At 48.2% G+C, this 13131-nt stretch carries 12 protein-coding genes; 3 read left to right on the top strand and 9 right to left on the bottom strand.

Going from position 1 to position 13131, the window contains the following annotated elements; translation table 11 throughout:
- Positions 1-12: 12 nt before the first annotated feature.
- Positions 13-135: a hypothetical protein gene (locus NG796_RS01785; protein ID WP_261204207.1), complete on the bottom strand. Its 123-nt coding sequence runs from the start codon at positions 133-135 to the stop codon at positions 13-15.
- Between NG796_RS01785 and malQ the strand changes: the two genes are divergently transcribed.
- A complete protein-coding gene (malQ, locus tag NG796_RS01780; RefSeq protein WP_261204206.1) occupies positions 134-1639 on the top strand; it encodes a 4-alpha-glucanotransferase in 1506 nt (501 codons plus the stop codon). The two genes, NG796_RS01785 and malQ, sit on opposite strands and share 2 nt — an antisense overlap.
- A 138-nt stretch (positions 1640-1777) precedes the next feature.
- On the opposite strand, the gene NG796_RS01775 is transcribed toward malQ, so the two are convergent.
- Together NG796_RS01775 and NG796_RS01770 are read right to left on the bottom strand one after the other, a co-directional pair.
- On the bottom strand, positions 1778-2575 hold the full coding sequence (locus NG796_RS01775) for a helix-turn-helix domain-containing protein (protein ID WP_261204205.1): 798 nt from the start codon (positions 2573-2575) through the stop codon (positions 1778-1780).
- Positions 2572-3366: a pseudouridine synthase gene (locus NG796_RS01770; RefSeq protein ID WP_261204204.1), complete on the bottom strand. Its 795-nt coding sequence runs from the start codon at positions 3364-3366 to the stop codon at positions 2572-2574. Before NG796_RS01770 ends, NG796_RS01775 begins: the two co-directional genes overlap by 4 nt.
- A 267-nt stretch (positions 3367-3633) precedes the next feature.
- Here NG796_RS01770 and NG796_RS01765 point away from each other — a divergent pair, with 267 nt between their 5' ends.
- Positions 3634-4428: a DUF2993 domain-containing protein gene (locus NG796_RS01765; protein WP_261204203.1), complete on the top strand. Its 795-nt coding sequence runs from the start codon at positions 3634-3636 to the stop codon at positions 4426-4428.
- Positions 4429-4453: 25 nt separating this feature from the next.
- On the opposite strand, the gene NG796_RS01760 is transcribed toward NG796_RS01765, so the two are convergent.
- The 4 genes from NG796_RS01760 to NG796_RS01745 form a co-directional block, all read right to left on the bottom strand.
- Positions 4454-5344 (bottom strand): phosphatidate cytidylyltransferase, encoded by an 891-nt coding sequence (locus NG796_RS01760; protein ID WP_261204202.1) that lies wholly within the window; start codon positions 5342-5344, stop codon positions 4454-4456.
- Positions 5345-5544: 200 nt separating this feature from the next.
- Complete coding sequence (cbiT, locus tag NG796_RS01755; protein ID WP_261204201.1) at positions 5545-6147, bottom strand: precorrin-6Y C5,15-methyltransferase subunit CbiT; 603 nt, start codon at positions 6145-6147, stop codon at positions 5545-5547.
- Positions 6148-6398: 251 nt separating this feature from the next.
- Positions 6399-7859, bottom strand: coding sequence for an aminotransferase class I/II-fold pyridoxal phosphate-dependent enzyme (locus tag NG796_RS01750; protein WP_261204200.1), 1461 nt, complete (start codon positions 7857-7859; stop codon positions 6399-6401).
- Positions 7860-7862: 3 nt separating this feature from the next.
- Positions 7863-9158, bottom strand: a complete 1296-nt coding sequence (locus NG796_RS01745; RefSeq protein ID WP_261204199.1) for a tetratricopeptide repeat protein — start codon at positions 9156-9158, stop codon at positions 7863-7865.
- 128 nt (positions 9159-9286) lie between these two features.
- Between NG796_RS01745 and NG796_RS01740 the strand changes: the two genes are divergently transcribed.
- The gene (locus NG796_RS01740) at positions 9287-10489 is read left to right on the top strand and encodes an esterase-like activity of phytase family protein (protein ID WP_263012085.1); all 1203 of its coding nucleotides are present in this window, start codon (positions 9287-9289) and stop codon (positions 10487-10489) included.
- Positions 10490-10781: 292 nt separating this feature from the next.
- Here NG796_RS01740 and NG796_RS01735 read toward each other — a convergent pair whose 3' ends face one another.
- Positions 10782-11066 carry a hypothetical protein gene (locus NG796_RS01735; protein WP_261204198.1) on the bottom strand — a complete coding sequence of 95 codons (285 nt, stop codon included), beginning with the start codon at positions 11064-11066 and terminating at the stop codon, positions 10782-10784.
- Positions 11067-11931: 865 nt separating this feature from the next.
- A complete protein-coding gene (locus tag NG796_RS01730; protein WP_261204197.1) occupies positions 11932-13077 on the bottom strand; it encodes a tetratricopeptide repeat protein in 1146 nt (381 codons plus the stop codon).
- Positions 13078-13131 lie beyond the last annotated feature (54 nt).

The raw sequence follows: 13131 nt of genomic DNA, 5'->3' as shown, positions 1-13131 counted from the left end.
GCTGATTTGTCATCAAGTTTTGATAGGGCGATCGCCGCGATTGGTGACCCGTCCCATGATAAAGTTGAGAGTCGTTAGCCCAGTGAACGATTGGGCGACAACGCTTAAGTTATTTTCCAATGGTAAATACACCATGCCCTTCCCCAGATCTAGCGGTATTCTACTCCACCCCACCTCGTTTCCCAGTCGGTTTGGTATCGGTGACCTTGGCGAAGCGGCTTATCGCTTCGTTGACTTCTTAGCAGAGAGTTACCAACTTTACTGGCAGATTTTGCCGCTAGGACCTACGGGGTTTGGCAATTCTCCCTATTTGTCCTATTCCGCGATGGCAGGAAACCCCATGTTGATCAGTCCCGATCGCCTGCGGGATGACCAACTGCTGGCAGACTGGGATTTTAATCACCTGCCTGAGTTTCCCGCCGATTGGGTCGATTTTGACCAGGCGATCGCCATCAAAATGCCCCTGTTACAACAAGCTTGCCAAACCTTCAAAACTCAGGCTTCTGTCGAGCAACAACAGGAATTTCAAGAATTTTGCCATGAAAAAGCCTATTGGCTTGATGATTATGCCTTATTCATGGCAATTAAAGGCGCAATGGATGGCAAAAGCTGGTATCAGTGGGAACCTGACATCGCCAATAGGCAAACCGAGGCCCTCGACAAATGGCGGCGACAGTTAACCGCAGAAATCTTTTTCCAAAAATTCCTGCAATATCAATTTTTCCGGCAATGGTCCGACCTCAAACGCTACGCCAACGAACGCGGCATCCAAATTATCGGCGATATTCCCATCTATGTCGCTCACGATAGCGCCGATGTTTGGGCCAATCCCAACATCTTTTGTCTGGATGTCAAAACCGGAGAACCCGCAGGAATGGCCGGAGTCCCGCCCGATTATTTCAGCGCCACGGGGCAATTATGGGGTAACCCCGTCTACCTGTGGAAGCGCCTGGAAAAACAGGATTTTGATTGGTGGGTCAAACGTTTCCAATCCATGTTGAGTTATGTGGATATCATTCGCATTGACCATTTTCGGGGCCTAGAGTCCTTCTGGTGCGTGCGCCAAGGGGAAACCACCGCCATGAACGGCAAGTGGATTGCGGCACCGGGTTCGGCCTTACTGAAGACGGTGAGAGAACGGTTAGGGAGTCTGCCGATTATTGCCGAAGATTTAGGGGTAATTACGCCCGAAGTGGAAGCCCTGCGAGACGAGTTCGAGTTTCCCGGGATGAAGATTTTACACTTTGCCTTTGGATCTGGACCGGGGAATCCCTATTTGCCGATTAACTATTACTCGCGCAACTGTGTGGTTTATACCGGAACTCACGATAATGATACAACCGTGGGATGGTTTGAAAAACTCTCAGACCATGAACGGTGGGGTCTTTTATCCTATTTGGGACCCGTTTCAGAGGAAGGCATTCACTGGCAACTGATTCGAGTGGCATTGTCCTCCGTAGCGAATCAAGCCCTGATTCCCTTGCAGGATTTGTTGGGACTCGGCAGCGATGCCCGGATGAATACCCCGGGATTGGCAGAAGGCAATTGGGGATGGCGTTATCGCGGGGAAGTGCTGACATGGGACTTACGCGATCGCCTGAAAATGCTGACCGAAACCTATGGTCGTAGGTGCTACTAAAGAGTTAACCCTCAAGGTCGAACCCCAGAAGTGGAGGCTCCAAAAGACAAGAAACCGGGTTTCTGGCCTAGAGGGGTTGCCTTCTGGCTCCAAATTTTCGGAACAACCCCGGTTTCTAATCCCTACTCTCCCCATTCTCTAGGGTTCGGCTTGAACAATCACCTCTTCGGCAACCCCGGGTTCGCCCATCAGTTTCGCTTGCTCATCATTGACGGCCACGAGGACCCCGCCAGCATTGCCCGCTAAGACCACCAGTTGTTGTTTCGCTTCCCAAGTGCGTTCGGTTCCTTGTTGTAACGTCCCTTCAAATGCCGTTTTACCGTCCGCGATAATTTGAACCCAGGAACTGTCCTGAACAATCAGCCCAACCCTTACTGGAGCGTTAGAAGGGGATTGATTGGCCCCAGGTTTTTGAGTTCCGGGGGTTGAGGCGGTGGGTTTTTCAGGCTTGGGGGCTTCAGAACTCGCTACAGCCTGAGCCGTTTCCGGTGGTTGTCCGTTGGATTCCTGCATAGCTGTCGTTTCGACAAATCCTGATAACCCTTTGACTGCACCAATAATCAAAAGGATATAAATCAGGTACAGATGAATCGGTCGCACTTTAGGCATGGGTAAATAATACCACCGGGCTATTTTCTGCTTGCGCCAGGTTGAAAGAATGGGAAAGGTTTTCGCAAACTCAACGCCATTTAAACCCAAAGCTTCCGCAAACCGCAAGAGCAAACCCTGAACATAAATGGGTTCGGGGAGCTTATAGAGTTGCCCTTCTTCAATTGATCGCAACAGAGCCACTCGAATCATCGTTTTCGCCGCGACTTGTTCAAGGGTCATCGATTGAGACTCCCGCACTTGCCGTAAATAAGCACCCATCTCGGCCAGCTTGACCGATGGATCCTGCTGTGGTTTCAGGATAGCTTTAGGTTTATGCTTCTTCATCGGGTCGGTTCCTGAGTATCTGCTGGCAAATTTACGGATTTTAGGGAGACTTGACTTTGTAAGAAACATATCTCAGAGGGGTTCAAGGGGCGGTAGTAGCCGTGGGGCAAGGGAGCTTCCCCCGGTGGATTGAGATGAATCGAGCCGATCGCGCTGCGGTGTAAATGAATGACCGGGTATCCTAACAAGTCAGCTACCCGGCGAATTTGGCGATTTCTGCCTTCACAGAGAATCACTTCGAGCAGGGTTTGGGACTGTTCGGGGCGATCGAGGATGCGAACGGAAGCGGGTCGGGTTTTTTTGCCGTCTAGGACGACGCCGCGACGCCATGCTTCCAAGGTGGATTCCCGAGGTTCTCCAGCAACGGTCACCTGGTAGGTTTTGGGAATGCTATGGCGAGGATGGGTGAGTTGGAAGGTGAGTTCTCCGTCATTGGTGAGCAGTAATGCGCCAGTAGAGTCAAAGTCCAACCGTCCAACGGGATGGATGCCTTGGGCTTGCTGTAAGTCCCTAGGCAGGAGGTCGAGTACCGTGGTCCGACCTTGGGGGTCGGCACAGGTGGAAACAACGCCGGTGGGTTTGTTTAACAGCAAGTACAGGGGAGTGGGCCGATCGCCGGGGTTGACGGGGATGCCATCGACTTGGATGCGATCGCGTTGCGGATCGGCTTTCTGCCCGAGGTGGGCAATTTCGCCATTCAGTTTGACCCGTCCCTGTTCAATCATTTTTTCCGCTTGACGGCGTGAGGCAATGCCCCATTCAGATAGGATTTTTTGCAGTCTAGCATCCATGTTTTGGACGGCTGCGCTTGCTCGCTTTTTTCTAATAAGTTTTTAGGGGTTGAGTCCACCTGACAAGTTGCCAGACTGAACTATGTACAAATATTACAGGATCGGGGAGAATACAAGCACTCAGAACGGAAGAATAGGGGTTAGAAGCACTCAAATGCCCCAGTTGCCCGGTTGGGGGTGGTTCTGGATGCCCCAAGATTTCACGGATGCTTGCTGACCTCCCTGATTGTAGGGCCTTGCACCTGGGGAATTACATTGAGAATATTTATGCGCGAAAAAGAAATTATAAAATTAGCTTCTGTGTCTAGCGATCGCCCGGAATTATCCCCACCCGCAGAGGGTTTACTCGTGACTCAACCCCTGCGCCCCTCTACATCTCGCCTCGGTTGGGTCCTCTCCCGTGCGGTGCAATTGTGGTTGCGATCGCAGGTGGAATCCGTCAGGGAACTAGAGGTGCAGATTCAGGGAGGCGATCGCCAAATCCTCCAAGGAGTGATTCCCCAGGTTTCTCTGTGCGGGTCTGATGCCATCTACCAAGGTCTACACCTGAGTACCCTACAACTCCAGGGAAGCGGCATTCAAATCAATCTGAGGGACATTTTGCGGGGGAAATCCTTGCGTCTCCAAGACCCAGTACCCGTGGTTGTGCGGTTACATCTAACGGAAGCGGACCTCAATGCCTCCATGCGATCGGCTTTACTCGCGGATGCCTTCACTCCCTTATTCTTCCCCCAATTCGCCTCCGCCTTCTCCTGGAAGTCTGAACCGACCCTCACCTGGGAGGGCGCTGCCATTCTATCCTCAGAGCAAACCCTCACCTTCCGGGGGAATTTCAAAACCCCGTCCCAAGCGGCCCAACCCTTTCTCCTCCGAACGGGATTACAACGAGGCAACCCCTCAGAATTGCACTTTCTCAATCCAACGATTCAAATGCTTTTAGACTCAGGGGTAATCCCATTAGAAACCGTTATCTTACCCCTAGGGTCCGATGTGGCCCTTTCGGAACTCGCCTTTACCGAAAGTGGCTTAATCTGTCAGGGGCAATTAACCGTTCTGCCATAACGATTCCAGCATCAGGAAGACCCGTTTACTGCCCTGAAACCCCAACCCATTGCGATAACAAGGGCAACAGCAGCGTAATAAAGTAATAAACAAAAGGAGCGGTAAAAATATAACTATCCACCCGGTCTAGGATTCCCCCGTGACCGGGAATCAGCTTACCGGAATCTTTTACTCCCGCATCCCGCTTCATCAAGGATTCGATTAAATCTCCCATCAAGCTGGCAATCCCGAGGAGTAACCCGAATGCGACCCCAGTCCCTGCCCAGAACGGCCAATTGAGATACTTTGCCCCCAGGGTTGCCAAAATGACACTCCCCAGGATCCCAAATACTGCCCCTTCCACGGTCTTTTTCGGACTGATATCAGAAAAATGAGTGCGTCCCAACCACTTGCCCCCGACATAAGCGGCAGAATCCGCCATAGAAATACAAATAAACGAAAGTAAGGTCACACTCAACCCGGTGGGGAGGTCTGAGAAATGAGGCCAGGTTTGGGGCCAATAGCCACCGAAAGGGAGATTACTGGCTGCCTCCGACCCTAATGTGCGTAAGCGTAGCCAAAAACTGGGTAAATAACCGATATAAAATAGGCCAAGAATGGAGGCGGCTAAATCGGCGATCGTTGCCATTTTTGGCTTAAACAGGAGATAGAAACAAATACAAGTTCCGGCGATCGGCAAGAGGGCATCAGTCAACTGGGAATCTAAGGTGGAAAGCACGACTAACGCCAGACTTAGAAATAAACTCGTTTTTGCAGCGGGGTAAATCCCTTTAGCCCGGACCAGTTCCAAATATTCCCAATGAGCAATACAAACCAGAATAGAGAAACCCACCGTAAAGTACCAACCTCCTAGGAAGGTCGTACCTAGCGCTAGGATGAGAGCCACAATGGTACTGAGAATTCGAGACAAAGGCATAGAACAATTTTATAGTTAATCTAGTATTAGCAAAATAGGTGGCTTGCATCATTCACTGAACTCCTCCGTCGGGTCAGCATTTCCTGATATGGGAGAACCCATCCACCAATCTTTCCCGTTGGTTCACGGGGGAGAGGGTCATCAGTTTTTCAAGCTGCCAGAGGTCTAATTCAAGAGACTCCGGGAAACGGGGCTGAATTTCAATCCAGCTTTTCTCCACTTAGGATAAAGATCGGGTCAACGGCTACAAAACTTTGATGAGTTCCTCTTCCTTCTAAGCGGTTGAAGGAGGACTGAACAACCTCCACATTACGGACTTGTAACTCAGCAAAGCTTTCAGAAATGGCATACAAATTTTCCAGACTCGCCGCCGTGGCGACGACTCGCCCTTCGGGGAGTAAGTAGGACCAGACTTTTTCCAAGATGGTTTTAATGGGCCGCCCTCCTTCAATACAGACGCGATTCGGGGCATGGGGTAACTGAGAGAGACATTCCGGCGCACTGCCTTCGATGACTTCTACATTTTGAACCCCAAAGCGATCGCAGTTGGCACGAATTAAGGCGGCAACTTCCTCATCTCTTTCTACCGCTAAAATTCGACCGTTTGGACAGAGTAATCCCGCTTCCACAGGAATAGTGCCGGTTCCCGCCCCAATATCCCATAAGACAGATTCAGATTGTAGACGGAGGTGGGAGAGTAAAAGCAATCTAGTTTCTCGTTTGCTCATCGGAATTCCCGGCAACCGCTCGAATAAATCATCCGCAATACCCGGAGTAATATAAGGCCAAACTGGAGGATTCATAATCCAATTTAATGTAATACTTATAGTAATTTAAACAAATTTTTGAGTTTAATTTCATAAAAATTAAATTTAATAAAATATCAAACTCCAGTTTTATGAAAATAAACGTTTATTTTGTTTTGAAACATTATTCGCTTGAATAATTTTAATTAAAACAATCTTTTTAGTAGGCTAACTTGTAAAATCAGAGGATTAAATCATAAATTCAATCGTAATAGGTTTAACCAATTCTTAGATTATTTTTATCAAAGTTATCCAGTTTTAACCACTTTGAGGGTAGTTAGAGTGGGATCACTACATCCAGTGAGGATACCTCCCTGGGTGAGCACTTGTTGCAAATAGGCAACTGCCTCTAAGGTAATCATCTCTCCGGGCATCAAAATTGGGATTCCCGGGGGATATGGACATACTAACTCAGCACTGACCCTCGCGATCGCCTGGGTAATAGGGATTGCTTCAACGTCGGCGAAAAACGCATCCCTCGGGGATAGGGAAAGGGCGGGCGAGGGAGGCATCGGTTGAAGGGAACGCGATCGCTGGTTGTGGCAATAATCGTGGGAGAGAGTCACTAAACCTTGCACGAGTTGGTCAATATCTGCTGAAGTATTTCCCAAGCTGATAATAAAGGTTAAATGGTCCGGGGAGGGTAACTCGCAGGTGACCCCGAAACGGTCCTGAAGTATTTCATCGACTTCATACCCACTCAGTCCCCACTCCCAAACCCCCACCGTCAGACGGGTGCGATCGCCTGCGACAAATCCCGGAATTCTCGGTTCAGGCGGCGTTAACACCGATAAACCGGGGATTTGGGCAATCTCCTCCCGGACACGACGGCCCAGGGCTAGGGTTTGGGTCATTAACTCTTGACCCTGTAGCGCCATTTGTTGCCGCGCTGCATCTAAGGACGCCAGGAGTAAATAACTGGGACTGGTGGATTGCATTAACTGCAAACTTTGACTCAAGCGATTGACATCAATGCGATCGCCTTGGATATGCAGCATGGATGCCTGGGTCATGGCCCCGAGGACTTTGTGAATCGATTGCACGGATAGGTCTGCCCCTGCAACTAGGGCCGGAGTGGGTAAATCGGGATGGAAGGCAAAATGAGGACCATGCGCTTCATCCACCAACAGGGGAATTCCGAATGGGTGAGTCACCTGGGCGATCGCCTGAATATCCCCGCATACTCCCTGATAGGTGGGATACACCATCATCACTGCTTTGGCATCAGGATGGGCCGCTAATGCCTCGGCAACGGATGCTGGCGTGATACTCAGGGCTAAACCCCAGATTGGATCAAATTCAGGGGCAATAAAAACTGGCAATGCCCCGGATAAAATCAAGCCAGAAATTACCGATTGATGGACATTTCTAGGCAATATAATTTTCTCTCCGGGGCGGACTGTTGCCAGGATTGCTGCAATAATTCCAGCGGTGGAACCATTGACTAAAAACCAAGTTTTGGATGCACCAAAGGCATCGGCTGCCAGGTCTTGGGCAGCCGCGATCGCCCCGGTCGGGGCAAATAAATTATCAAGGTCCGGCAGTTCCGGTAAATCGGCTAAAAATACCGATGTTCCTAACAGATTGCTCAGAGATTGGGGAATTCCTCGCCCCCGTTTGTGTCCCGGTGCATAGAACGGCGCATCCGTTTTTTTCGCACAGCGGGCGAGGGTTTCTAATAGAGGGGCTTGATGGTGATCTGGGAACATGAATTAGAATAAGGGACGCGATCCGTGAACCAGAAAGTCAATTTTTTCAGTGAAATATGCCTCTTGATAGTTAAGTTCTTGGGCTATCTCCAAACCATTTTGAAAAGCTTGGATAGCCTGGGGATAGGCATTTTGGCGCTGATAAACTTGACCGATGCGATCATAAGTATGCATTATCCCATATAAGTTGTAGGCGCGACGCTCAACGATTAATAAAGCTTCATAAACTTGTAAGGCGGCATCAAATTGTTCGAGGGTAGTGTAGAGATTGGCGAGGCGTTCTAGGGCATCGCTGGCGATGTAAAATTGTTGTTGAGTCCAGGCGAAGGTATAGGCTTGTTCGTAGCTGGCGATCGCCGCTTGCAGTTGTCCGAGACGTTCATAATCCGTCGCGATCGCCAGCTTGAGTTCAGGGATTTTGCGAATATCTTCGGGATTATTATAAAGGGTAACCAATCGTTGTCGAGTGGCGATCGCCCCTTGGGAATCATTCGCCTGGGTGTAGATAAATGCCAGTTGTTCGAGGTAAGATAATTCTTGGAGGCGATCGCGTCGTTGTACTGCAAAGGAGAGTAATCCTTGATAAGGTGTTGACGCATTGACATAATCCAGTTTTTCCAAATAGAGGCGACCCATAGTTGTGAGGATGGATTCTTCTGCGGAGGCATCGTTGCGATCGCGGGCATCGATGAGCAATTGCTGATAAACGGTGAGGGCTAAATCCCGCGATCGCACCGTTTCAAATCCCGTTGCTAATCCTTGTAAAAGCGGCAATTCACAAACTTGAGGAGTGAGACAATACTCTTGATAAATGACCTTGAGTCTAGCATCAATTGCTTGCAGTGCCGTAATTTCTTGTTGTTCCCAGGCAGTCGCCCCCACCCGAGTTAAAGCCCGCACTTCCGGCAAAGGTCCAAAATAGCGCCATAACCGCAATTCTCGATACCAAATTGTAAAAGCTTCAGGCTTATTTCCCTCCCCTAACTTAGCGGAGGCTTCTGCATCTAAACCATTTAACGCCAATTCTAATTCCTGAAGTTGTTCCGGGGTTAAGGATTGATTTTTCTTCGGGGGATTGGGTACTAACGGGTCAGGGATGAGAACTTCCAAAGGATTTGGAGGCAACAAGGGGGGTGCAGAATTTTCCGGTTGGCCCAGGACGGTTAAAGCATTAATTCCGAAAAAAGTCAAGCATAAAATCCAGAAAAATAGCCCCAAATAAGCTGAGTTTGGGTGTAATCGGATTGGGCCGAGTGAGTAATAATTTCCTCCACATTTTCCTCCCGTTATAATTTTCATTTCGTTTCTTTTTGAACTCATTCAACTGGTTAACCGTTCAATTTAATCGCTTTACATAAACGGGGTACGGGACTGATTTAAAATATAGGAACCCTCGCAATTTGGCCGCCAATTTGTTAAATTGACAGTTGGACTGTTTAGATTTTCAAGGGTTGGAGGCGATCGTGAACTGGCGCAAATTTCAAATTTTCCCCTGGGTGATGGCATTGGTACTGGTGCTATCGACTGTATTAACCGCCTGTGCCTTGCCACGAGTCAACGCCCAAGAGCGAATATTTCTCGACTTGTCCCTAGAATTTTTGGATGAGTATGAACTGCCGAAAGGTCCATTTCAGGATACGCCCGTTGGTGGATTATCCGGTATCACCTACGATCGCCAACGCGATCGCTTCTACGTCATCTCCGACGATCGCGGATATTATGCCCCCGCCCGCTTCTATACCCTTAAACTAAATTTGGATTCTAACAGTTCCGATTCGCCCAAAATCGCCAGCGTCGAAATTGAATCCGTCACCTTTCTCAAAGGGGAAGACGGCAACCCCTATGCGATCGGTGAAATTGATGCAGAAGGCATCGCCTTTGCCTCCCCCAATAGTGTTTATATTGCCAGCGAAGGGATTGCACGCAAAGGGTTGGCACCCTTTATCCACGAAATCAACCTAGAAACCGGGCAATTTGTCCGGGATATCACCCTTCCCAAACGCTACACCCCGGATAGTGCGGAAAACCAAACCCAAGGTATCCAAGATAATTTAGGATTAGAGTCCCTCACCCTCAATCCCAGAGGATTTGGCGATGCCACCGTCGATCCCTATCGCCTCTTTACCGCCACTGAAGCACCCCTCATTCAAGATTTGGATGAAGTCGATGCTGAGTTACCTCCTAAAAACCGTTTACTTCATTATCTAATCTCCGATGGACCCCCACTCTTAATTTCTGAAAATCTTTACACCCTGGATGAGAGTGTTCGTTGGAGTCTTTACAAAGGGTTACCGGAATTATTAGCCTTAGAACAGGGAGGGCATTTGCTCAGTTTAGAGCGCAATTTTGGGTTTCTGGGTTTTGGTGCAAAACTCTTTGAAATTCAAACCGGCAGCGCTACAGATACTTCCCGAATTGCCAGTTTAAAAGGTGAATTGAAGAAGGTTGAACCCATTAAGAAGCGATTGCTTTTAAACTTACAAGATTTAGGAATTGAGTTAGACAATCTGGAAGGGATGACCCTTGGACCCCGGTTCTCCGACGGCAGTCAAAGTTTAATCCTGATCAGTGATGATAATTTTACTCCGGATCAAGTGAATCAGATTTTATTGTTTCGGTTAAAACTCTAGGGGTTTTTCCCGGAGTTTCAGGGATGTGTGTCAGCTTTATTCGGTAGAGTTCAGAAATAGCAATTTTATGAATCTGACACACTTACTCTCTGGAGAATTTACAAGCATTGAACTCAAAAAATTAATGCCCTCAGTGATCTGAAGGCATTAATAATTAATTAATATTAAGTGTTCACCGGAAGAAACATGAAAGTTGAAACCTTTAGACTCAGTTATCTCCGGATATTTCGGGATAAGCCTGCAAAAGTCGGTTCAGAAAAATAAGCCAGTTTTTTTGAGTTCCTCGGTGAACTTAGTCTATCATTTTAATCCATCCGCGTTTTACGGCGTGTAAGAGGCGATTAATGAGTCTATAGTCGGAGTCATTCAGTTCAGAATAACTTAACAACGCCAATTTTAACTGTTGACGATTTATCTCCGTCATTTCATGACGTTGCCAAACCGAAAAAAATAACTCAGAAACCTCTGATTTAGGTAAAATATCTGAATAATAAATCTTAGCCTTTTTCTCGGCATAAGAGAAGCTGGGTTTAACTAAAGATTGAGGGAAAGTTTGAAGACTTGCAAGAGCTTGCATAGACGATTCCTTGTTTTGATGAGTATTAAATTGCCCTTTTTCTAATCGGTTAAGAATTGGATGGGGGCGAATTTAGAGCAGGGAATTTAAGGGGGCAAGCCCTTGGGGATCACATGAAGCCGTCTGAAAATCTAAGTCATTTGGCTGCACTTTCCGCGAAAATCTTCGATTTTAACTTGATCCCTGCCCAGGTGATTAACATTGCTCCACTATGCCAAGGATAGTCTGATAGGTCTAAAAAAAACCTCTATCTAAAGAGGTAAGTTAAGGAAATGTAGAGGGGATAGGCGGGGCGGAGTCAGTAAGGAGGGTATGAAAAACTGTACTTGGGATTGAGAAGAAATTTTTATGAGCTTTGTAGCAATAAATGAGGTAACTTGCGTTAGTCCAAAAAGCTCTATGTATGAGTGCCTCAATCTTTTAAAATTTATAATATCTTGGAGATTAGAGGTTACAAGAGAGGAACGGAGGGAATCCCTCTAAGTTAGGACAATGACTCCCAGGGTTAAGGTAGAGAAGGGGAAAATCCCCTAGGCATGGGGTAAGTACCGACGCCCTTTGATTACAAGATGTAACGATTTCGGGGATTGTAGCGTAAGTCACTGCGGAAATTTGGTGAATCTTTGTTAAGTTGATAGAGCAAAAACCTTCTCCTATTTTTTTCTTGTATGCAAAGCTGTGAAACTTGTAAGCATCGAAGCACCAAAGATTGTCCAGTTCAGACTAAAGCGCTGATTGTGGGAGAAACGAGCCAACTGACGACGCAAGGATTCTGCGATCGCTATTCCCCGATCTTGGCAAACTAACCCCTCCTGTTCATCAGTTGGTTCTGAATCTCCCGTGAAACCAGCACTCCAGGTTTAAACTATCCAATCCAACGTCGCCATAGCTGCTTAATCCATCGCCGCATCCACCGGATCATACGCCCCAGAGGACTCAATGATCGGTGTACTGGGGGGGATGTCGGAACTCTCTGGGGTAAAGGCTCCTCTATCGCAAACTCCGGAACCCTATCTGTAAAAACATCTGTAGTGACATCTGTGAAAACATCTGTAGAGGTATCAGGAGGTTCTGGGGTGATTGTAGGCGGAGGCACAGGTTGCAATTCTAAAGCGTGCTCATAACTTCTGAGGGCTTCTTCCTGTCGCCCTAACTGTTTAAACGCAACTCCCCGATATTTCCATCCTTGCCAATTCTCTGGATCCAGGGAAATAGCGCGATCGTAGCTGGTAACTGCTTCTTCATAGCATCCTAATTCCGCTAAAGCATTGCCGCGATCTAACCAAGCTTCTGCATCATTGGGATACCGTTCTACTAGGCGATCGCAGGCGGCGAGTTTGGGATGATCCAAGGGAACTACCGGCTGACTCGGGACTGATTCGGGGACAATTTCCTTCGCTTTCTCCACAATCGGAGTTTCCACAGGTTCTGGCGTGGGCGGTTTGGGACTGGGGGGCCTCTCTTGCAACTTTGCCATCGCCGTTCGTCGCAACCGCTTCGTTTCGCGCCAGGTGGGTTTGAGGGCTAAGACGCGATCGTAACAGGCAACGGCTTCTTCATAGCGTTCTAACGCCGCTAATGCTTCCCCTTGGTTATGCCATCCTTGACAATAGTCCGGAGAAATTGCGATCGCCCGTTGGTAACTCGCCACAGCCTCCTCATAGCGTCCTAACTCCACCAAAGCATTCCCGAGGTTGTTCCATCCTTGGTAATAATCCGCCTTCAGGGCGATCGCCTTCTCATAACTTGTCACCGCCTCTTGATGACGTCCCAAACACTTCAGGGTCATCCCCCGATTATTCCAGGCATCGGCATAGTCCTCATCAATGGCGATCGCCTTCTCATAGCTCTCTAGGGCCTCTTGATAGCGTCCTAACTGATAAAGAGAACCAGCGCGATCGTACCAGGCTTTCGGATTATTCATCTGGATGACAATCAGACCCTCGTCCTCATTCTCCTCTGGTGAGCGAATAGAAGAATTAAAATTGTCTTGTGCTTCTGGCCCTGTCATTAACTAACTCTCTCCCTTCGTAAACCCTATCCAGTTGAAACACCCTGATGAGAG

Source organism: Laspinema sp. D2d, assembly GCF_025370755.1.
Classification (GTDB): domain Bacteria; phylum Cyanobacteriota; class Cyanobacteriia; order Cyanobacteriales; family Laspinemataceae; genus Laspinema.
The sequence above is the reverse complement of the archived record's forward strand: the minus strand, read 5'-3'. Positions and strand labels throughout refer to the sequence as shown.